This window comes from Streptomyces sp. NPDC002889 (assembly GCF_042888425.1).
In the GTDB taxonomy this organism is placed as follows: domain Bacteria; phylum Actinomycetota; class Actinomycetes; order Streptomycetales; family Streptomycetaceae; genus Streptomyces.
The window spans coordinates 11864-32248 of sequence record NZ_JBIAPT010000025.1 but is presented as its reverse complement, the minus strand read 5'-3'; the positions used below and the strand labels follow the sequence as shown (position 1 = coordinate 32248).

At 67.0% G+C, this 20385-nt stretch carries 17 protein-coding genes; 11 read left to right on the top strand and 6 right to left on the bottom strand.

The features are described from left to right. Positions 1-1357: 1357 nt before the first annotated feature. Positions 1358-3136 carry an HAD family hydrolase gene (locus ACFYWI_RS30310; RefSeq protein WP_389238630.1) on the top strand — a complete coding sequence of 593 codons (1779 nt, stop codon included), beginning with the start codon at positions 1358-1360 and terminating at the stop codon, positions 3134-3136. Between the two features lie 32 nt (positions 3137-3168). On the opposite strand, the gene ACFYWI_RS30305 is transcribed toward ACFYWI_RS30310, so the two are convergent. Beyond that, positions 3169-5337 carry a tetratricopeptide repeat protein gene (locus tag ACFYWI_RS30305; protein WP_389238628.1) on the bottom strand — a complete coding sequence of 723 codons (2169 nt, stop codon included), beginning with the start codon at positions 5335-5337 and terminating at the stop codon, positions 3169-3171. 823 nt (positions 5338-6160) lie between these two features. Here ACFYWI_RS30305 and ACFYWI_RS30300 point away from each other — a divergent pair. From ACFYWI_RS30300 to ACFYWI_RS30290, 3 genes are all read left to right on the top strand, one after another. Next, entirely contained in the window at positions 6161-6721 is a 561-nt protein-coding gene (locus tag ACFYWI_RS30300) for a hypothetical protein (protein WP_389238625.1), read from the top strand. Next, positions 6718-7146, top strand: a complete 429-nt coding sequence (locus tag ACFYWI_RS30295) for a hypothetical protein (protein WP_389238623.1) — start codon at positions 6718-6720, stop codon at positions 7144-7146. The genes ACFYWI_RS30300 and ACFYWI_RS30295 overlap by 4 nt, the downstream gene beginning before the upstream one ends. 148 nt (positions 7147-7294) lie before the next feature. Continuing rightward, a complete protein-coding gene (locus tag ACFYWI_RS30290) occupies positions 7295-7768 on the top strand; it encodes a hypothetical protein (protein WP_389238621.1) in 474 nt (157 codons plus the stop codon). Between the two features lie 148 nt (positions 7769-7916). On the opposite strand, the gene ACFYWI_RS30285 is transcribed toward ACFYWI_RS30290, so the two are convergent. Beyond that, positions 7917-8108, bottom strand: a complete 192-nt coding sequence (locus tag ACFYWI_RS30285; RefSeq protein ID WP_389238619.1) for a hypothetical protein — start codon at positions 8106-8108, stop codon at positions 7917-7919. 705 nt (positions 8109-8813) lie between these two features. On the opposite strand from ACFYWI_RS30285, the gene ACFYWI_RS30280 reads away from it, so the two are divergent. Further along, positions 8814-9212, top strand: a complete 399-nt coding sequence (locus ACFYWI_RS30280) for a hypothetical protein (protein ID WP_389238617.1) — start codon at positions 8814-8816, stop codon at positions 9210-9212. Between the two features lie 31 nt (positions 9213-9243). Here ACFYWI_RS30280 and ACFYWI_RS30275 read toward each other — a convergent pair whose 3' ends face one another. Beyond that, positions 9244-9873 (bottom strand): class I SAM-dependent methyltransferase, encoded by a 630-nt coding sequence (locus ACFYWI_RS30275; RefSeq protein WP_389238615.1) that lies wholly within the window; start codon positions 9871-9873, stop codon positions 9244-9246. A gap of 497 nt (positions 9874-10370) precedes the next feature. On the opposite strand from ACFYWI_RS30275, the gene ACFYWI_RS30270 reads away from it, so the two are divergent. Together ACFYWI_RS30270 and ACFYWI_RS30265 are read left to right on the top strand one after the other, a co-directional pair. Continuing rightward, positions 10371-10547 carry a hypothetical protein gene (locus ACFYWI_RS30270; protein WP_389238613.1) on the top strand — a complete coding sequence of 59 codons (177 nt, stop codon included), beginning with the start codon at positions 10371-10373 and terminating at the stop codon, positions 10545-10547. A 481-nt stretch (positions 10548-11028) separates the two neighbouring features. Then, positions 11029-12897: a DNA/RNA non-specific endonuclease gene (locus tag ACFYWI_RS30265; protein WP_389238611.1), complete on the top strand. Its 1869-nt coding sequence runs from the start codon at positions 11029-11031 to the stop codon at positions 12895-12897. Positions 12898-12990: 93 nt separating this feature from the next. Here the strand turns inward: ACFYWI_RS30265 and ACFYWI_RS30260 are convergent, their stop codons facing one another. Then, positions 12991-13206: a DUF6207 family protein gene (locus ACFYWI_RS30260; protein ID WP_389238609.1), complete on the bottom strand. Its 216-nt coding sequence runs from the start codon at positions 13204-13206 to the stop codon at positions 12991-12993. A gap of 552 nt (positions 13207-13758) precedes the next feature. Here ACFYWI_RS30260 and ACFYWI_RS30255 point away from each other — a divergent pair. Together ACFYWI_RS30255 and ACFYWI_RS30250 are read left to right on the top strand one after the other, a co-directional pair. Next, positions 13759-14226, top strand: a complete 468-nt coding sequence (locus tag ACFYWI_RS30255; protein ID WP_389238607.1) for a lamin tail domain-containing protein — start codon at positions 13759-13761, stop codon at positions 14224-14226. 268 nt (positions 14227-14494) lie between these two features. After that, positions 14495-14986, top strand: a complete 492-nt coding sequence (locus ACFYWI_RS30250; RefSeq protein ID WP_389238604.1) for a lamin tail domain-containing protein — start codon at positions 14495-14497, stop codon at positions 14984-14986. Positions 14987-15912: 926 nt separating this feature from the next. Here ACFYWI_RS30250 and ACFYWI_RS30245 read toward each other — a convergent pair. Next, positions 15913-16992: a hypothetical protein gene (locus tag ACFYWI_RS30245; protein WP_389238602.1), complete on the bottom strand. Its 1080-nt coding sequence runs from the start codon at positions 16990-16992 to the stop codon at positions 15913-15915. 614 nt (positions 16993-17606) lie between these two features. After that, positions 17607-18761, bottom strand: a complete 1155-nt coding sequence (locus tag ACFYWI_RS30240; RefSeq protein WP_389238600.1) for a caspase domain-containing protein — start codon at positions 18759-18761, stop codon at positions 17607-17609. Positions 18762-18953: 192 nt separating this feature from the next. Here ACFYWI_RS30240 and ACFYWI_RS30235 point away from each other — a divergent pair, with 192 nt between their 5' ends. Beyond that, complete coding sequence (locus ACFYWI_RS30235; RefSeq protein ID WP_389238598.1) at positions 18954-19091, top strand: hypothetical protein; 138 nt, start codon at positions 18954-18956, stop codon at positions 19089-19091. Between the two features lie 335 nt (positions 19092-19426). After that, the gene (locus ACFYWI_RS30230; RefSeq protein ID WP_389238596.1) at positions 19427-20362 is read left to right on the top strand and encodes an SMI1/KNR4 family protein; all 936 of its coding nucleotides are present in this window, start codon (positions 19427-19429) and stop codon (positions 20360-20362) included. Positions 20363-20385 lie beyond the last annotated feature (23 nt).

Here is a 20385-nt window from a genome sequence, read left to right as displayed (position 1 = left end):
ATTGAGAGACTGCCCGCCGCACTGGCCTCTGGAAAGGGTGGACGGCCTGCACCCCCGAGGTTGCAAACCGCCTTGTAATGACAAGGCTCTGGTCCGAGGAACTGTGGCTGGGGGAGGCCAAGAGCAACGACTCTCTCGGCCTCGGCGACGGCGTCGCTGCACCAAGATCGGTTCCCACGGGTCGTCTTCACGTTCAATGGCTGCACGGAGGATGGCCGCGCACGACTCCCCACCCCCATGGCCGCTTCGACGCCCCTCGCGGTCAGCAGGCGGCTGTCACCGCCCAACGGCAACATCCTCGAGATCGGAACCCTGTACGGTGTTCGCCTCCGCCCTGGTGCGGATGGTTCACCGGGCCCGACGAAGCCCAAGCCTGAGCCGAAATCCAGGCCTGAACCCACGGTCCGTCTCACGGGGCTGACTTCTGCATCGGCGCTGAGCGCGGACCGACGCTTGTTGGCGTAACAGCTCCTCGGCCGGGGCTGAGCACGTTCGTGTGTATGGCGACCAACTTGGTGCTGTACTGCGGCCCGTCGGGTTTCAGTCGCTCGCCCCTGCAGGGCTCCCGCCTCCGACCCTGATGGGTGGGGCAGCGCCGACGATGAAAGGATTTTCGAAAACCGAGCTAACTCGCGCTTTAGATCTGAATCTCGAAGTAATGCCAACTCCAAGTTAATTCATCTTATGTGATTAAAGGTCACGGTGTGGTGTCGGTGTGTCGCGCTCGTTGTAGTCGAGTTGATGCCGGATGTTCTTCCTCCGCATGTGCGTGTGGCGGTTCGTACCCCTTCTGAGCTGCGTTTTTATGGAGCGGGGGCTGGAGGTTGCGGGGCTCGGATGCGACCGCCCACGGCGACAAACGCTGATGGTCCAGGCGTTGTATAGGGTGAGTCCGTACTTCCCCCCGTGGTCGGTTGTCTACGGCCGTGTCAGCCGGACACGAGAGGGGAGGGACAGCAGATGGAGATCCTTCCGGCGGACCCTGAGCCGCAGGAGGGTGATCAATACACCGGAGGGACGTAGTTCCGGATCTGGCTGCTTCGGCAACCAGAAAGCCCCCCCGCGGCAACGGGGAGGCTCTGGTGTGGCGCTCGCCGCTCTGCAACGGGAGACTCCGTGTCCTTAGCTCTGGCTGGCACCGGGCAGGGACCGGGGTCTCTTGTGTTATCCAACGCCTGTCGGCACCGCTTGGCGGGTCGACAGGACTAACTTGGACGCACAGCGAGGCAAGGAGGCGCGCCGCGTCCACTAAGTTGTGAAGGCCAGCAGCTCAGGCCTGTTCGCCAACTCAAGTTCGCGTCACCCCGCCTAACGAGCGAGCCAGTAAAATGTATCGCGCTGATGGGGGGAGGATGCGATGGCGCGAGGCGTGGCAGTTAAGTTCAGCGGCAAACGCATGCAGAAGATGCGAGAAGAGGCAGACGGCGGTCGGGGTATGAGCCGCGCTCAACTGGCCCAGAAGATTTCCGTGACGGAGCGGCTGATCCTGGCCTACGAGACCACAGACCGCCGTCCGGATCCCCAGCGGATCAAGGAGCTGGCAGATGCGCTGGGCGTTGCTCCGCTCGCATTCACGGTGGACGCTAAAGAGACCTGGACGCTCGCAGAACTGCGCAGCGCCAGTGGCTGGCGTGCCGCGGACCTCAGCCAGAAGCTGGGCGTCTCGCTGCGCAGCTACCGCCGTGTCGAGGCAGAAGGACTCGTGCACCCCAAGCAGTACGGCCTGCTGGCCGAACTGGCCGCCTGCTTAGAGGTGGACCTTCAGGACCTCGACACCTACCTGGGCAACATCCCGGAGGTCCAGCACCGCTTGAGCGCCGCTGCCGAGCACCTCGAGGCGCTGCTCACGCGATACATCCGTCCTGGCCTGTTGACCACCCCCACGGCGGAGGAACCGGAAGCCATCGCACTCGCGGCCCTGTACGCACGCCCTGCCCTCACCATCGCACGGATCGTGGCACACGAGGTGACGCGGATTCGTGGAGCCATGCGGCGGCTGATCAACTTCTCCGCCGCCGCTGACTACGGCGCCAGTGCCGCGGAACAGGCAGGTGCCCGCAAGGCGGTGCAGGACCAGAAGCGCCGGATCAAGGGTGTCCGCAGGTCTCTTCCTGCACGGATGGACTCCTTCTTCAGGTGCCAGCTACCCGCGGAAGCCTGGCGCGCGCTGGCGGTGCTGCAGACCATGAGGAATCTCGGCCCGTGGCTCTCCCCGGAACAGGTGAGCATCGAGCCGGCCGTCATGGCCTGTCTCCCGCCCAACCTCTGCAGCATGCGGGCTGTGGGTTCACGGGAGTACTTTCAAGTCAGCCCGCAAGGCGCCTCGTACGTCGCACGGTTCCGGTCCTGGTACGACGCGCTGTACCCGAGCGTCGGAGCCGCGCTCGCCGAACAGGAAAGTCAGTTCTCCGGATTTGTTTCCAGCACCGAGTTGCAGGGGCACTTCAGAGCCGCCGAGACGGTGCTCTTCAGTTTCGACGGGCTCTTGTGCCGCCTGTTCGCCACCAACCTGCAGACCGTCTCGGACCAACTCGTCCAAGCAGCCCACTCGATGCGGTTGAACGTCGGCCCGAACACACCCACAGACCCTGTCGGAATGCTGCGCTATCTGGTGCGGCAGGGCACGATCACCCAGATCCGCCGGCTGGACCATGTCCTCACCACGCACGAGGCCGAAGCTGCACGGACTGCGCAGCCCCTGCCGGGAGTAGACCATCTGCTGCGTATCCTGACCGAGGGCCAGTGGCGGCTCGCTGTCGTCACCGATCATTCAGGCGCCGCTGTCGAGGCCTTCCTGGACAACATGGCTCCGATGACCGGTCACGAGCGTGTTGAAGTCTTTGGACGCCCCGCAGACCCTCGGCTCATGAAGCCGCACCCCCATGGCGTCGCTCTTGCCGTTTCAGCCCTCGGCGGCCCCAAGTCCAGGGCGGTCCTCATAGGGGAGTCCGTGGCGGACGCGCTTGCCGCGCAAGCGGCCGGGGTGATGTTCATCGGTGTCGCCGCGACCCGACGAAAGGCCCATATGCTCCGGGACGCCGGCGCCAAGATCACCGTGAAATCGCTGCGCGAGATCATCGCAGTCGTGCGCTCACTGGCACGGGAGCCGACGCCGCCCGTGATGCATGGCGAATGATCCAGACGGCCACCGGTCTCCGGGCCCTCGTGTCAGCCCCGGTGTTCCGGCCGGCCTCCTGGGTCTTGCTGCTCCGTCCATGCTTGGAGCATGGCCTGCGCGCGAGCGGTGTCGGGGTGTTCTTGTCCCAGCCCCCGGCCACTGGCGGCCAATGTCTTCACCAGCAGCTCATGGGCCTGCTCTGCCTGACCTTGCTCGCGAAGCACGCATGCGAGTTTGAATTGCGTCGACAGCGTGCGGGGGTGCTCCTGGCCAAGGACACGCGAACGTGCTGAGAGCGTGCGCTCGAATTCGTCCCGGGCCTGTTCCGGTCTGCCTCGGTCCTTCAAAAGACATGCCAGGTTGTGCCGCGCGGTGAGTGCCCGCGGGTGCTCTGCTCCAACCGTCTGAACGCGCACCTCCAACACGGCCTCGTACTCCGCCTGCGCCTCGTCCAGGCTCCCCATATCGTGCAGGACGCGCGCCAGTTCATGCCGTGCTGCAAGAGTATGAGGATGGCCCTCCCCTTGTAGCTGACACCGCGAAAGCAGGACGGCCGCCAGATGCTCTCTGGCTGCTACCAAATGACCTTGATCGTGCAGCACGCGCGCAATCTCGTGCTGGACTGTCAGCGTGCTCGGATGGTCCTCTCCTCGGACACGGCGGCTGACTGCCCAGATGTCCTCGTACGCGGTGAGCGCCTGCGTCAGGTCTCCCAGATCGTGCAGAACGCTTGCCAGGTGGTGCCGACTGCTGAGCACCTTGGGGTCTTCCTCGTCCAGCACAGTTCTGCGCACGTGGAGGACCACTTCGTACTCACTACGCGCCTGCAGGAACAGCCCGCGGGCCTGAAGGTACCGGGCAGCCAATTCTGCGATATCGGCGACGGCCAGTCGTACGTCTTCGGCAAGCCCCTCCGACCGACGCGCCAGGTCGAGGGCGTGAGGGGCGAGCGCCTGCCATGCCTGCCAGCACTCCGGCTCTTCCGGGGCCCCGACCTCCTCGAGCTGCATTGCGTGCCCCAGCAAGGTGATAGCTGCCGCCGGCCTCTTGCGTGCCTGACAGCTGTCTCGAATGAGCGGGTGCATCGTCAGGGTCGGGGGCGCAGAGGCGTCTTCAGCAGACGAAGGCAGATCGACGAGGCCGAGGTCGGCCAGCTCCTGGAGCATGCGCCACAGCGTCGGTCCGTCCAGTTCCTCGAAGCCTTCCACCAACGACGCCACCATCGCAGGACGCAGCGCCAGCGTGTACGGGATCGGGGCATCTGCGAACGACGCCAGCAGATCCAGTACTGCTCCGGCGAGGGGCAGGCCACGAGAGTGCAGCAGCTCCACTGACATCGCCCAGGTCCCGGCAATGACCTGCGCAGGATCTACCCGGCCGCTGCGCTCATCCAGTGCGCGCCGATAGGTGGCGAAGTCGACCGGAGTGTTGGGCTCCCGGAAAGCGCCCGGCATACCATTCACCTCCGCTAAATAGGAACCGGCCATTCGCAGCGCCAGGGGCAGTCTGCCCAGCCGGGCGGCCAGCTCCTCCGCCTCGGCGGCAGTTCCCACGTTCAGCCCCGCATGGTCCAGTAAGATCTGCGCGGCGTCAGCGATTTCCAGCATCCTCATAGGGTGCAGCACGGCGCTGGCCCCCCACGCCCGCGCCGTTCCCTCCCGCGCTGTGATCAGGACCAAGCCGCCTGGGCACGAGTGCGGCCTCACCCATCCGGTACCCGCTGACAACCGGCCCGGCCCGTCGAGCAGCGCAGGATCGTCGACGTTGTCGACCACCATGACCCAGCGATGTGCCATCTGGTCCAGACGGTTCCACAAGACATCGGCAGCATCCTCACTGCGCATCTCGCCGTGCCGAACTCCCGCCTGCCGTGCCACCGCCCGCAGGCCGGCCTCCAAGCCGACCCCGTGACGAGCATCCACCCACCACACCAGCACGTGCCCACGCACTTGGTGCACCACTTCCAGGACCAGGGATGTCTTCCCACTGCCCCCCATGCCGTGCACGACATGCAACCGGCCGTCCCCGCGCGAGAAGCACAACGCCACCAGCGATTCCACCAGCCCCCCGCGTCCCCGCAGTGGATGCCGCGGATCACGCTCACCGACCGGCGGCGCAACAGTGACGGCGAACGCTTGACGATGCGCGGCACTGCGATCGACGACCAACTGCCCGATCTGCATGTGAGCGGCAGCCAGACCGCCGAAGTGAGCAGACACCCCCTCCGTGGTCGCGTTGCGCGCGAACGCAGACGCACTTGCGTTGTCAGTTACCCCCTTTCCCGCCCCCTGCTGGAAGGGAAAGCAAGGTGCACACCGCCCTCGACATGCACCACGCCGCCGGCCAGGGAACCGCGATCGGCTCCGATGGTGATGTCGGAACCAGCCGTCACACCCGCATCTCCGGTGGAGACCGATTGACTGGGAGGCTCAGGACGCCCGGCCACGAGCATCTTCAACTCACCCAAGGCGATGGTCTGTTCTTGACCCGAGAGCGAGTCCATGTAGGTCTCCAAGCGAACCTGCCACGCACTTTCGAGGCGGACCCGCTCGTACCCTGTAGATCCGTAGGCTCGTAGAGATCTCGCTGTCTGATCAAGCCGTGCCAACTCGCTCAACTCGCGCTGTGCATCTCCTTGTGCCAGCAGCCGAGCCAAACCAGTGCGCAGGCCTGGCCAAGAACTCGTTCCCACCGCCTGCACCACCGCCGCCCCTGCGGCCGCGGCAGCCCTCTCCAACGACTCACTCACAGATTCCCCCCGACAGACAGCGCCGCTGCCCTGACCCGACACGTACTTCTTCCCCGTCCACCCCGAGCGGGCACGCCAGATCGAAATTCTGTCCTGTTCGCCACCCACGGGTGCTCAAGATCCTGCAGAAGAAGATCAATTACGAAGGTGTTCTACCAGGCAGGAGCTCCAGTGTGCCGGAAAACGCTCCCAACCACCCACCTGTGTACGGTTGTTGGTGAACCGAAGAAAAGCGCCACGGCTGTCCCCCTCATGGCCCACGAGGGCAGCTCACCCGCCAGAAGGGGGCCGTCTTGATCCGTCCTAAGCCCGGCCGCAGACGCAGGGCCGAGCGTGCCAGGCGCCGCGAGGAGCAGCGCGCCCAGTACCTGAAGCAGGTGGGCCCTCTTCGTATCTATCTGCTCATTGAGTGCGCTCCGCTCGTCGTCGATCCGTTCGACATTGCGGACCAGGCATTCAAGCGGGCGTTCGCTGATCCCGACCGCGACTTCGCCTATGGAGAGATGCAGAAGATCGCGAAGGGCATCGTGCGGGATCTCAAGATGGAGGGAAAGGCGAAGAAGGTGGCCGAGTACTCACTGGAAAAGATATTCGACCCCTATCTTACCGCAGGGCTCGAGCCGGTGCGTGAGGTTCTTCGGGCTGTGGATGGACTCAGTCTCCGCGAACGTGCAGTGATCGAAGGCGAGTTCTTGCATCTGCTTACCTCCGATTACATTGCAGAGACCATTGGTGTCACGCAATCGACCAAGAGGGGGCAGAAAAGAAGCGCCCTCGCTAAACTTGCCGAGAGTAATGCAAACCTGGAGCTGTTGGACGCGTTCTTCAAGAATTTGAGGGGGGAGACACCTTGACGACAACGACTGACAATGATCTTGCGCTCAAGCTGTACCGGTCTTGGGTGGTCATGAAGATCCGCTTGTCGGCGAACCGGGAAGACCTCGACAGACGCTTCGACAGCATCATGAGCGAGATCGACAGCGAGCAGGAGCCGCCACTTTTCTCCACTGCCAAGCGTCTCGTCGGTGCCGCATGCAGGCATGGAGTGCACGCCGGCTGGCGCTTTGTTCAGTCGCAGTTGGTCAAGGTGGGCGCCCTCGGCGCCGGTGCCGCTGCAGTGGGTGGCTACATGACACTGAGAATCGAGGGAGCTCTCAACTTCATGGTGGTCCCCCTGGCCGGAATCGCCATCGCCATGGGCGGAACGGTGCTCATGGAACCCCGCAGGAGAGGCCGCGCCGCCAAACGCGATTCCGTCCCCTCCACAGCAGCGAAGTAGACCGCTGTGGAGGGACGAGTGTGCGCTCGGCCGGCGCTCCTGCCGCACCGCCCAGCAGCTAGAAGCAGCCGGGCTGGTACACCACCGGGACGCCCTGGCGTCAAAGCGGACTCAAGATGTGAGCAGGGAACGGCATGAAGGGGCGTGAATGCTTACCGAGGCATTGACCGCACTGGCAGCAGCCGGTGGATCGGCCGTGGTACAAGCGGCAGGCACTGATGCCTGGGCGACACTACGGCAGCGCGCCGCCCAGCTGATCGGTCGTGGCGACGACGGACGCGAACGAGCAGAACTGGAGCGCCTCGATCGCACGGTCGCCGAACTCGAGGAGTCGTGCGACGAAGCAGCAGACAGGACCCGGGTTCGGCAGGAATCTGCCTGGCGCACGCGATTCGAGATCCTCTTTGAAGGGTTGGATGAGTCCGAGCAGCAGCACGTGGCTGCCGAGTTGCAAAGGCTCATGACCGACCTGGGCCTCTCCCCAGCGACCGGGGCATCGCCCACCGGCGGAATCTACGCAGGACGTGACGTGAGCATTCGGGCCGACGGAGGCGTCGCTGCGGGCGTAATCCACGGAGGAGCGCACCTCAACAGCCCTCCCGCTCGACCATCGCATGGCTGAGAAGCGGCCCTCGCAGTGAGAGCACCAGCCGATGCCGAACAGGGCAGGTGGGCGGGCACCGGACAGCCAACCTTCTACACTTGATGCCCGCACGTGCCTCCACGATGGGCCGCAGCGCTCTGGAGGGCCGGGGCCTGGTGCCCGGTGTTCAGATCCAGGTGATGTCTTCCTGGGCGGGGTCGAGCAGCCAGGTCTTCACCTGACCGGCCTGCTGCAGATGCTCCATCAGGAGAGCAAGCTCCTGTGGGGCCAGGGCGCAATCCCGGCAGAGGCGACCAACTTCGGCCATGCCGTGCGTCGAGTCGGCTGGGCGGTGGGCGGCGAGGGCGAGAGCGAGCAAGCCGCCCTCCCCCGAAAGGCGCCGGATGCGCGGCGCGCGGACGGTCCGCAGCGCCCAGTCAGCGGCACGAAGACGATCACGACGAGCGGGAAGAGGTCCGAAGTGCTCTAGGAGGTCGGCCTCGACAGCAGACGGTTGGCCCGGGCCTGAGCCATCGTGTCGAGGTTGCCGGGGCGTCGTACGTCCGGCTCGAGTTGCTGCATGACGGCCTTGGCGGTCGGTTCGTCGGCGGCGGCGATGCGTACGCAGCCTCATGCCAGGCATGGAGTCCAATGACCCGGCGCATGTCGCCGAGTCCGGCCTCGTCGTCCTCGACGCATAGATGCGCACGCTCGCGCCCGGTTTGCCGGGGCGGCGGCGTACGGGGCTGGTGCCGGAGGTGGCCCCAGCACTGGGACTGCGCGAAGCGGCCCGCTATCTAATGGCAAGGCCCTTGGCGCCGGTTCTCGGTCCGCTGTTCCAAGCGCCGCCAATTGCATCCGATGCGTACTCGCGACGGTTCGCGAATCGTCGTAGGCAGCCGTGACAACCAGTCCGCTGACCACGGCAGTTGGCCCGGTCTGCTGGTGGTGTCGGTAGCGGCGGGCTTGATGATGACGCCAGCCGGTGTCACTCGTCCGGCTGACTGACCTGCGGTTTGTCCGCCGACTCGCATCAGATGCGGTTTTCTCGCATGCGATGCGAGTGACGGAGGGTGGTGGACCGGTGGGGTTCAACGGGTCGGTCCCAGGTGCGGCGAGGCTGCATCTGGTGGACGGGCTGCTGCTGGCGTACATCGCGGACCGCGACAACATGAACACTGCCACCAACCAGGCATCCCGCTGGCTCTTCCCCGGCCGCCGGGCAGGCCAGCCTGCCCGTCCCGACCACCTGTCCGCTCTCTTGCGCGAGATCGGTATCCCGGTCGCCGCCGCCCGCGGCGCCGCCATTCGACAGCAACTCCCTGAGCTGCCTGCCCCCGTCGTCGCGGACGCTCTGGGCTACCACGACAAGACCACCAGCCGCCTCCTCAGGGAGACCGGCGGAACATGGAGCCGATACGCCGCAGGGGATCACGGAAGGTCACCAGCAGGCTGGACTCCCCGGGGAACCATCGACCGTTGAATACGAGAGCCCACCAGTAGAAGGCCATCCTCTAGCGGAGGCGGGCCAGCAAGTGGGCATCGAGGAAGCCCCGCTCAGAGGCCGGGTCGTGGAGCAGTCGGGCGAACGTGACGAGCCCGGCCCCGGCCAGCAGCTCGGCGAACCGGTCCGCCGGCCAGCTATAGGCCGGCGTCACCTTGTGGTCGAAACGGACCGGCTCGGGCGCGTCTGTCGCGAAGAACGAGACCAGGAGCAGCCCACCCGGTGCCAGGACACGCGCCTGCTCGGCGAGCAGCGCGGGTAGTTCCCCAGGAAGAGTGTGGATCATCGAGTAGTGGGCCAGCACGCCGCCGAGCGCGCCGTCCTCAACTGGGAGGGCCTCCATCCGCGCCTCGTCGAACTGCAGCGCCGGATGAGCCCGCCGGGCGTGGTCGACCATGGCCGGGGAGAGGTCGAGCCCGAAGGCATCCAGCCCCAGGTCGTGCAGCATGGCCGTCAGATGTCCGGGCCCGCAGCCGACATCGGCTGCCCGCAGGTTCCCCGTCCCGCGCACCAGCTCGGCAAAGATGCCGATCATGTTCCGTGAGAACGGCTGCGTCTCCAGCCGATCAGCGAACATCGACACATACAGCTCGACGATCCCGTCGTAGGCCGTCCTGGTCTCGTCCTGGTGCTCCACCACGGGAAGGAAGTTAACACCCGCCGTTCGCAGCTGTTCTCCCGCCCCGTGCCGAATCCCGCGCCCGTCGCCGCGGACGCTGACCACCCGGCTCCGCAACGAGGCCGGTGGGACCTGGAGCCGATACGCCGCTGGCGATCACAGTCGGTCACCAGCTGGCTGGGTTCCTCGGGGAACCGGCGACAGTTGATTAGGCGATCACACCAGTACGACCCCCCACTACGCGGTTGCGCCCGAGGCGGGCGGCGCGGAGGCCGGTTCTTGTCGGGTGCGGACCAGTTCCTGGAAGCGTTTGTTCGGCCGGAGTTCCATGAAGCACGGGTCGCCCTGCGCATCAGTCCTGTCGGCTTCGGTCACCAGGGCGCGCTGGACGTCGTGGGGGCGTTTTCCTGTTGTTTCTGGCCGGTTGCGTGGTCCAGGCCGGGCTGCCGGGAGATGATCATGTGCAGGCAGGCTTAACAGGCCCTTGCGTGTCGGGGGAGCGGGAGTCGCTTATCACCGTGGGGGAGGGACACGCGCTGGTGCGTCTGCTCGCCCTGCTCGCCGACGGTGAGGGAGAAAAAGCCGCGGTGGCCAGTGAGCTGCGCGTCCGGCTCGGACTTCCCTGCTCGGCCGAAGCATCTGCTGGCCCGGCGGTCCGCCCGGGCCATCTCGGCAGCGATCTCCCGCTGTACTGACCTTTGAATGCTCGGCCGACTCATCCGTGAGCGGGCAGGTTCCGCAGCGGGTTCACCCGCGTGGGCCGGTCGTGGGTGGGATGTCCGCATGCAGCCGCCCAGGGGGAGCGGAGTGGCACGCAGGCAAGGGCCTGCGAGTCACCACGCGGCAAGTCTTCGGCTCCCTGCCAACTTGAGTGAATCCTGTACGACTTGACGGGACTTCGCACGTTCGGGCGCACGTCGCTGTGCGCGTTTCGTGCACCTCGCTTCTAGACTCCGATGTGCGGAAGGCGTCATTCCGCACGATGGGCGACTGAGGCAGTGGCTGCCCCCTGATAGGCACCACGGCAGCTGTGCGTGGCACACGGGTGGCTCGCGCTTGAAGCGGCAAGCCGCGCACGACACCGGGCGCTCGGCCCGGCCGACCGCCGCACCGTCCCGGTATTCCGCTTCCCTTTGACCGACCTGCGGCGACAGTTTCGTGAACGGAGTGCCTTTCATGGCCACCAAGCAGAAGAAGACCGCGTCGTCCAAGGCCACCGGATCGGGGCAGGACAAACTCACCACCTCGCTGAGACAGTTCATCCGCACCCAGGGTCCGGGCTATCTGAAAGACCCGAACATTACGTCGGTCGGCATCGGCTACAAAGAAAAGAGAGACGGCAGCCGGAGCAAGGAGATCGCGCTGCAGTTCACGGTCGGCAAGAAGCGCGGGCTCGAGGAACTGGAGGGCCTGAACACCGAGCCGATCCCCGCCACGGTCGTCGTCGACGGTACCGAGGTACCCACCGATGTCATCGAGCGCAGCTACCAGACCCAGTTCCGGGTGGTGGCAGAACCGGAAAGCCCGGCCCGCAAGACCCGCCTCGACCCCATCTTCCCCGGCGCCAGCATCGGGCATGTGCAGGTCTCGGCCGGCACCATCGGCTGCATCGTCTTCGACAAAAAGAACGGCACCCCCTACGTTCTGAGCAACTGGCACGTGCTGCACGGCAACCGCGGTGAACTGGGCGACACTGTGGTCCAGCCCGGCCCGCACGACGACAACCGCATCGCCAGGAACCGTCTCGGCGTCCTGAAGCGCTCGCACCTGGGCATGGCCGGCGACTGCGCGGTCGCCACCATCGACGGCCGGCAGTTCACCAGGGACATCCACGAGCTCGGCGTGATGCCCGACGAACTGGGCGAGCCACAGCTCGGCGACAAGGTCATCAAGAGCGGCCGGACAACCGGCGTCACCCACGGCATCGTGCGCCGCATCGAGACCCTCGCCATGATCGACTACGGTCCAGGTATCGGCGAACAGACCATCGGCTGCTTCGAGATCGAAACCGACCCCGACAATCCACCGCAGGACGGAGAGGTCAGCCGCGGCGGTGACTCCGGCTCCCTGTGGATGTTCAAGACCAACGGACGCCCGGGCAAGATCATGGCCGGCCTCCACTTCGGCGGCGAGGCAGGCAGCAACCCCGACGAGCACGCCCTGGCCTGCCTACCCGCCTCGGTGTTCGAAAAACTCGAAATCAGCCTGACCCCCCCGGCCGTCGTCGAAGCCGAAGTCATCCCCGGCTACAACCCCGACTTCCTGACCAAGCGCATCGACGTCCCCAAACTCGGCGCAGCCATCAAGAACGACGCAGTCAAACTCGACAGCTCCGAAGTCATCCCCTACACCCACTTCTCCCTCGCCCTGAGCGAGTCGAGAGGCTTCGCCTACTGGGTCGCCTGGAACATCGACGGCGGCTCCATCAAGCGCCTGAGCCGCAACGGCATCAAGTTCGACAAGGACCCACGCCTGCCCGACGAGGTCCAGATCGGCAACGAACTCTACGAGGACAACCCGCTCGACCGCGGCCACCTCGCCCGCCGGGCCGACCTGCTGTGGGGAGGCCCGGCCGAAGCGAAGAAGGCCAACATCGACTCCTTCTTCTACACCAACATCACTCCCCAGATGGACGACTTCAACCAGAGCAGCAGGAACGGCCTGTGGGGCCGGCTCGAGGACGCCCTGTTCGCCGAGGTCGAAGTCGACGACCTGAAAGTCAGCGCATTCGCCGGACCGGTCTTCCAGGAAGACGACCGCCTCTACCGCGGCATCCACATCCCCCGCGAGTACTACAAGGTCATCGCCTTCTCCGAGCAGGGCGAACTCAAGACGAAGGCCTTCCTGCTCACCCAGAACCTCGACCAGCTCGAAGCTCTCGAGCTCGACGAGTTCCGCGTCTTCCAGGTGAACCTCAGCGAAATCGAGAACCGCTGCGGCCTGCGCTTTGCCCCGGCCCTGCGCCAGGCCGACACCCTGGAGGTGCCCGAGGCGCTGGTCGACCGCGCGCCGCTGGAGAACCTCGCCGACATCCAGTGGCACTAGCCTGAAACCGGCCGGAACACCGAACGGTCGTCCAGTACACGCCCGCACCGTAGGAGCAGTCCGCCGGACCGGGTGGTACGTGGCCCGGTGGTCTCAGGTGTCGAGGCTGCCGGGGCGTCGTACGTCCGCGTAGACGCGCACACTCACACCGGGCTCGCCGGGGCGGCGGCGGACGGGGCTGGCGCCGGAGGTGGCCCAGCACTGCTCAAGGCCGTGCATGACGGCCTGCGCGGTCGCTTCGTCGGCGGCGGTGATGTCGAGCACGACGAGGCCGGGCTCGGCAACATGCGCCGGGTCAACAGTGTCCATGCCCGGCATGACGGCGCGGCCCGCGTACGGGTTCGGTGCGGGGCCTGCGGTTCGCCTGGACGGGGGACACCTGAACTCCTTCGGAGTGCGGGGCGTTGACGGCCGTGGCCGGGGCAGACGGGGGTGAGGGCTCCTGTCGCGTCCCCCCGTCGCGGCAGGAGCCCCCTTGGCGCCCGCGCTGTTGTCCGAAGTCGGCTTGGGTATGCGAAGAAACGTGCAGAACGGCCGTTACCAAGATTGCGTCCGCTGTCCGGATGATGCGCCGGGTGGCGCGACCGGGTGTGCGCCGGAGCACACAAGGGCTCGCTGTTGATCATTCAACGGGTCGGTGTAGCGCTCAGTGAATGTCAGGGCCACGCCCGCCGCACATACATGCCTCATGCAGGCGACAGTTACAGAAATGTCCGCATACGGTAACCGGCTCCGGTCGGCGCGCCGCAGGCTCCATCGAAGCTCCACAGTTTGGGTCCTCGGCCTGCACCGGGCCGGGAACCGCACCGCCACCTCCAGCCTGTATCGGCTGGTGGAGCACTGTTCTTGAGGGGACATCACATGTCTGCTTCTTCGACCGCCCGCCGTTTCGCGGCGACCGCCCTTGCCGCCGGCGCCGTCGTCTCCGCCGTCGCCCTGCCGGCCTCCGCCCACGAGGGCGAGCGCCATCGCCACCCGCGCGTCGAGATCAGTGCCGTGCAGGCCGACAGTCCCGGACGCGACAACGGCTCCAACCGCTCCCTCAACCGGGAGTGGGTCGAGGTCACCAACAAGGGCCGCCGCTCGGTGGACCTGGACGGCTGGACGCTGCGCGACCGCGACGGCAACCGTTACCGCTTCGAGGACTACCGTCTCGCCGGCCGTGCAACCGTCCGCATCCACACCGGTATCGGCCGCGACACCCGCACCGACCTCTACCAGGACCTCCGGCACTACGTCTGGGACAACCGCTCCGACACCGCCACCCTGCGCGACGACCATCGCCGCACCGTCGACACCGAAGCGTGGGGCCGCCACCACCGCCGTTAGTCGAACCGGCCGGTGACGGGGTGTCTGTCCCTGGACATCAGGCACCCCGCCCCGCCCCGCCGGCAGCCGTGAATGTGTGGGCCGGGCAACCTGACCCTTCCGGCCCGCACCCCGTTCCACCGCCCCGGCTCGCCCGGCACCGGCCCCATCCGGCTCCACTACACCGTGACGGCAGTCGCCTGGACCAAAAGGTTGAAACGGCAACAGCGGCTCGTCCTGTCTGTAGGCTTCTGCCCGTTCATCAGCACTCTTGAGGGGGGACCTCACCTTGCGTACCCATGCCGTCATCACCGCCGCCGTCGTGGCCGGAACGTTCGCCGCACTGACCGCGAGCCCGGCCCAGGCCGCCGAATACTCCTCCGCGCTCAAAATCCGCGGCATCCAGTACGACGCACCGGGCAGGGACTCCAACAGCTGCTCCACCGGCAACACCCGCGACGAGTACCTGACCGTCAAGAACTACTCGTCCTCGGCGACGGTCAACCTCAAGGGCTATGTCGTCAAGGACGCGGCGGGCAACCGGTTCACCTTCACCGCCAACCACTACCTGCAGCCCGGGGACTACGTGAAGCTCCGCGGCGGCAACGGCACCGACTCCGACGCCAATAACGTCGTCTACCGCGACAATTGCAACTTCATGTGGAACAACGACCGGGACACGATCTACCTCTACAAGCCCTCCGGAAGCCGCGCCGACGTCCACTCCTACACCAAGAGCGGAAACGACCGCGACGGCAACGGCTACGTCAGCTTCCACTGAGCGGCACAACCAGCTCTGGCCTCGCCGCCAGCGGGCGGCGGAGCCAGAGGCCACCCGCATCGGGGGCAAGAGCAAGTAAGGCTCGGGCGGCGCTCAGCGGCGTTTGCGTGCCGCCCCGCGCTCCTGAACACGGAGTTGGTACCTCAGCGGCTGAAGGAGGTTCCTGCGGCGGCCCCGCCAGGTGCCCGCCCGTATCCGATCGGTGTTGCTACGGCTGCTGACGCTGTGTTTGGTGAAAGTCGTACCGCTTGGCGTGGTTCGCACGTTTGGGCGCAGGTTGCTGTGGCGTGTGGGGCTGGCCCTCCACTGCGTCGGGTACAGGTAGTAGCGATTTGATCACGTAGGGCCGCCTGGGTGGTCTTCGTGGAGCGCTACGGCAGTCCCAGGTGCACGCTGCACGTGGCTCGTCACGAAGCACGCTGCTCCCCTCGCTGAGCCCATGCCCGAGAACATCCCCACGCGCGCCGAGGTCTCGGACGGCCGTTGAGCGGCCGGATTTCCCGCATCCCGAACATCTGGTGACATCGACTCCGCAAAGGAGCCCCTTTCTGTCACCAAGCATGAAGAAGGCCGCGTCGTCCAAGGCCTCTGGCAACGGGCAGGACAAGCTGATCGCGTCGTTGCGGCAGTTCATCCGGACTCAGGGGGCGGGCTATCTGAAGGACCCGAATGTGACGTCGGTCGGCATCGGCTACAAGGAGAGGGACGGGAGGCGGGGGAAGGAGGGGCGCTTCACGCTGCTGCCGGAAGGAGGCTGGTGCCTGGCCGGCCAGCGGGGGCGTCCCATGAAGCCAGTGCCTGTGGGCAGGGCCGTCGGGACCTCGGCTGAGCACCTTCGGCAGGGACGGCGGCGGCCGGGCCCTTCCACCTCTACTTTTCTGGCCGGGGTCGAGCGTCCGCTTGCTGCCATGCGGCCTGATGGGGGCTCACTGGAAGCTGAGACGGTGTGGGTGGGTTGGGTCGGTCGGGCAGGTGTGGACGCGCATCTGGCCGCGGCCGAGATAGACACCGACGGGATCGATGACTCCCGGGTCATCGTCGGCGCTCTCCTCGATGGGCAGCCAGCTCCGTGAGCCGCCGTCGCACTCCCATTTGTCGACGGTGAGCAGCGGCGGCATCGGCGTCCCGCACTGGGGGCAGTCGACGGGGGCGGGGTCGGTCAGGTGCCAGGAGGCGTAGCCGCCGACTTTCCAGCCGGGGGCGATGGAGAGGTCGCTCATGTAGTCGATCTCGTCCGGTTCCTCGGCGCGGGCGGCGGCCATGGCCGCTTCGTACTCCTCGTAGGTGGCGTAGCTCGCCGGAGCTGAGGAGTCGTAGGCGTCCTCGGCGTCTTCCTCGTCAAGGAGGCCCTCTTCCCACTCGGCGATCTCCTCCTGGAGGTCCTCACCCAGCAGGCCGAGGTACTCGTGCTCCACGACCTGCTCCGGGTGGAGAACGCACGTGGTCGGGACGCACTCCTCGCGGCCGGCAACCGGCGGTTCGGGCTGCGGCGTCAGTACGGTGCCGACATCCTCCGCACGCCGCCACTTGAGGACCACGTCGATCGTGCGGTCCTGGCCGTGTACCTCGAAGGGGCACCAGAACACCTGGAGCAGGTCGCATCCGTCGGGCCCGACGAGGTCCGGCACGTCCCGTGCGTAGAGCTGGGCCACAGCCAGAAGCGGCAACGGGTCGGCGTCGCCCAGATCCGGGACGTGGAGTCCGGACGTCATGCCCTCCAGGAGCAGCTGCTCCTCGTCGGTGTAGTCCCGTCCCCGCGCCTCGTCCTGGATGCGCCGCCGCAGGTGCACGTCGGACAGGAGGTGGCCCGTGCCCCTGGGGTGGACCGCGGTGCAGACCGGCCACGGTTCGTCGGCCGGCCACAGCAGCGGCCCGGCGAGCGAACTCTCCTCCGTCTTGGGCACACCAGGGCGCGGGTGCAGCCGTGTCGCGGTCCGCCGGTGGGCGGCGAGTGCGGGGAAGACCGCCTCGACGTCGACAAGGCGCGGTGGCGTGGTGCGCGTCACGCAAGTCCTCCAGGGCTGTTCGGCGTCGATGCTATCTGCCGGTTCGGACGTTGCCGGCTGATGTGGTACTGAACCACCTCCTTGTTCTTGGTCACCTGATCGAAGATGACCTGCTCCACCTGGTCGCGTTGGTCCGGCGAGTTCGTCGGATTGTTGGTCTGCGTGACCAGGTTGTGCCAGGCGAGGCGGCCCTTGCCGGCGCCGCCCAGGCGATCGGCAAGGAGGTGGCCGCGGGCCTCGTTGAAGGCGTTGCCGTCGCCGCGCCAGCCCGGACCTCGTCACCGCAGTGGCCCTCACCGCCCTGATCGGCCTCGCCTCTCGCCTCACGCCGAAACTGGCTGACCCTGCTCGGCGGCACGCCTGCACAGAAGGATGCCAGTGCACGTTGTCCTCGCCTCCGGACCCGACGGCACGGCACTGGCAACCGAACTGGTGAAGCGCGGTCATGCCGTACACCTGGTCGACCGCCGGGGGAGCGGCCCCGCACCGGAGGGTGGTGGCCGGTGCCGGTCGTCGAAGGCGTTACCGCCGCGCCGTCATCCGACGGAGGATGCCCTGTCCGAGGCACTGCTCAGACCTCACAGCCGGGTAGGCCGTCGCTGGGCCCTGCTGAGTCAGGGGTGGCGGTAGGCCGGGTTGGCTGCGAGGGCGAGACCTCCCACAGTCCCGCGGGAGCGGAACTGTGGCTCCGGTCGTGCCTTCGCCCGGAGCCGGTTCTGCAGCTCACGGAAGATCAGGTCGATGCCCAGGACCGGTGGACCGTCTGGAATTCCGTCTTGAAGGATGCGGATGAGTTCGCCGGTGAAGGTTGGATAGGACTCGCCGAGGGGTGCCATGGCGAGGCTGCCCTGCGCTGTCGCGGTCAGCAGAGCAGTCCCCTCGATCGTGGCCATGTCCGCATGGCCGCCGCTCATGGTCCCGGCGAAGGCCCGTCCGCTGAAGCAGCAGTCAAGGATGACCACTTTGCGGCGGGCGGTGCTGTCCAGGAGAGAGCGGCGGATCCACTGGTAGGGGACGGTCGTGTAGTACTCGGCTCCGATCCGGGTGTCGGGCAGAGCCAGCTGCAAGTCGCCGCTGTGGTCGTCGACGAGGCCGTGTCCCGCAAAGAACAGGAGCAGGGTGTCCGTGGCCTGGGCACTGGCGGAACGGATGGACTCCAGAACCTCCTCCGCGCTCCCCGGTTCGAGCAGAAGATGCGAGCCGGCTTCCGAGAATCCTCCGGTATGGCGGTTGGTGAGAGCAGAGGCGAGGTCGCGTGTGCCCTGGTCTACCGTCGGCAGCGGCGTCAGCGTCGTGTACTGCGAGATTCCGACGAAGACGGACCGGGAGGTTCCCCGGTCCGGCAGCATCTGATCACGGTCCGCAAAGGTGCCCCAGTGGACGGCCTGCTGATCCGGTCCCGCCTCCGCACCCCGCGGGGGCAGATCGGCGGCGGTGACGCGCGGATCGAGGACGAGCTCGTCGTCCGCGACGGTCCACAGATGATGGAACCGGTCTCCCTCGGCCTGGGGGTCCAGTCCTCTTGCCCGGTTCGCCAAGACCTCGACGACACACATGGTGAGCCGCCAGTCAGGTAAGCGGCCCTTGGTGAACAGGTCATAGACGCGCGTATGGCTTGGGGGAGGGTCGAGCTCGCCCTCCAGATCCGCCGCGATCTCCCTGGTGCTGGGCCGTCCTGCCTTACGGAGCAGGTCGTGCAGTGCGTCGTTGAGATCCTTCAGCGCCCCTTCCTCCAACGCCGGCTTCGCCAGGTGTCGTCGGCTCGTCACCTCGTATCTCCCCCCGGTGTTCGTGTGTGCTGATGGTCTCTCAGAGCGCTGCTGCTTGTCAGTTCTTGTTGCACAGCGTCGTACGCCGTCAGGCTTTGTCAGCCGGCGCCTGATCCCGTCAGGCACGAAGAAGCCGCCCTCAGCCTGGTCTTCCGGTCACCCGCCGGGACCATCCTGTAGGGGAGGAGCATCATGCACGTGTTTTGGGAAGGGCTGCTGACCAACCTCCCGGCCTCGCTGGTGAGTGCCGGGGCCGTGGCACTGGCTTCGGCGCTCATCCGCGCGAGGTCGCGGCGCCGCCGCAGGGCGGCGGACGACACGGGCGAGTGAGCGCTCGGGCGTCGGCCATCCGACGCACCACCGGTGCGTCTCCGGTCACCGCGCCGTGCTGGCGGCGCCGTCCTCTCGTCCTCCGCCATCCCGGGGCGGCGCCCTGCACAGCCTCGACCTCGACCAGCTCGAAGCCCTCGACCTCGACGAGTTCCGCGTCTTTCAGGTCAACCTCAGCGACATCGAGGACCGCGGAGGCTTCCGTTTCCCCACCGCCTGCGCCCGGCAGACACACTGCAGGTGCCCGAGGCCCTGGTCCGCGCACCGCTGGAGCGCGGGCGTCCTACTGTGTGAGGGGCACTGCCCTCCATCCGACCAGCAGGGAGCATCAGGCCGTGAACGTCGAGGTTCCCCCGCACATACGCGACACCGCCATCCAGCTCGGGGCCGGCGTCCCCTACGCCCTGAAGGTCCTGGCCGGTCAGCTGGCCGACGACCCGGACATGGGCCGGCCCTCGGGTCTGCCCGGCATCCTCACCGTGACGGTCGACGGCGACCTGTTCGAGGACTGCCCCGCCCTGGCCATCGGCTACATCCGCGAGCCCGACCGGATCGAGATCCGGTACGTATCCCTGGCGCAGCCCGCCACCCCGGCAGAGGACGCCCATGCCCAGGCCCCGGGCCAGGAGCACAATGCCGGCCGCGACGAGCTCGCCGCCCGGCAGATCGCCGACGCCTGGCAGCGCATCGCCGCCTGGCTGGCCGCCAACGCCCCCGCCTCGCACGCGGCGCTCCGCGCCGGAGCGAGCGAGGATGCCATCACCGCCCTCGAACACGACCTCGGTCTCCGTGTGCCCGCCGAGCTGCGCGCCCTGTGGCGGCTTACCGCCGGGGACAACGGCGTGGACGGGACCGGGTGCCTGCCGGGCAACAAGGCCCTCATGCCGCTGGATGCGGTGCCGGTGTTCTACCGGGAGCAGCTGGAGCACCAGGCCGACCAGGACACCCTCAACGCCCGCCGCGCCGAAGGCGACCGGGTCACCGTGTGGAAGGCGTCCTGGATTCCGGTGATCTCCTTCGGCCCTGCCGATCGCACCTCGGGCCTGTACCTGGACACCGAGTCCGGCTTCCTGGGCCGCTGGTCCCGCTACGCAGACACGCACCTCGACGAGCGGGACACGCTGGTTACCTACCTGGAGGAGATGGCCGACATGCTCGAAACCCCCGCCCTGGCGGCGCGGGACAAGCCCGGCCTGGTGGGTGAGGCGCTGGTGTGGGGCAGCATGCTCTACCCCGCGCACGAGGCCATCTGGCAGCCCCTCAGCGGCTGACCAGCCACACACACAAAAGGGGG

Excerpts from the sequence above, each read along its gene's own strand:
- ACFYWI_RS30310 (WP_389238630.1), top strand. The coding sequence starts at position 1,358 with ATGGCGCGAGGCGTGGCAGTTAAGTTCAGCGGCAAACGCATGCAGAAG.
- ACFYWI_RS30235 (WP_389238598.1), top strand. The coding sequence starts at position 18,954 with ATGCACGTGTTTTGGGAAGGGCTGCTGACCAACCTCCCGGCCTCGCTG.
- ACFYWI_RS30290 (WP_389238621.1), top strand. The coding sequence starts at position 7,295 with ATGCTTACCGAGGCATTGACCGCACTGGCAGCAGCCGGTGGATCGGCC.
- ACFYWI_RS30260 (WP_389238609.1), bottom strand. The coding sequence starts at position 13,206 with ATGGACACTGTTGACCCGGCGCATGTTGCCGAGCCCGGCCTCGTCGTG.
- ACFYWI_RS30265 (WP_389238611.1), top strand. The coding sequence starts at position 11,029 with ATGGCCACCAAGCAGAAGAAGACCGCGTCGTCCAAGGCCACCGGATCG.
- ACFYWI_RS30255 (WP_389238607.1), top strand. The coding sequence starts at position 13,759 with ATGTCTGCTTCTTCGACCGCCCGCCGTTTCGCGGCGACCGCCCTTGCC.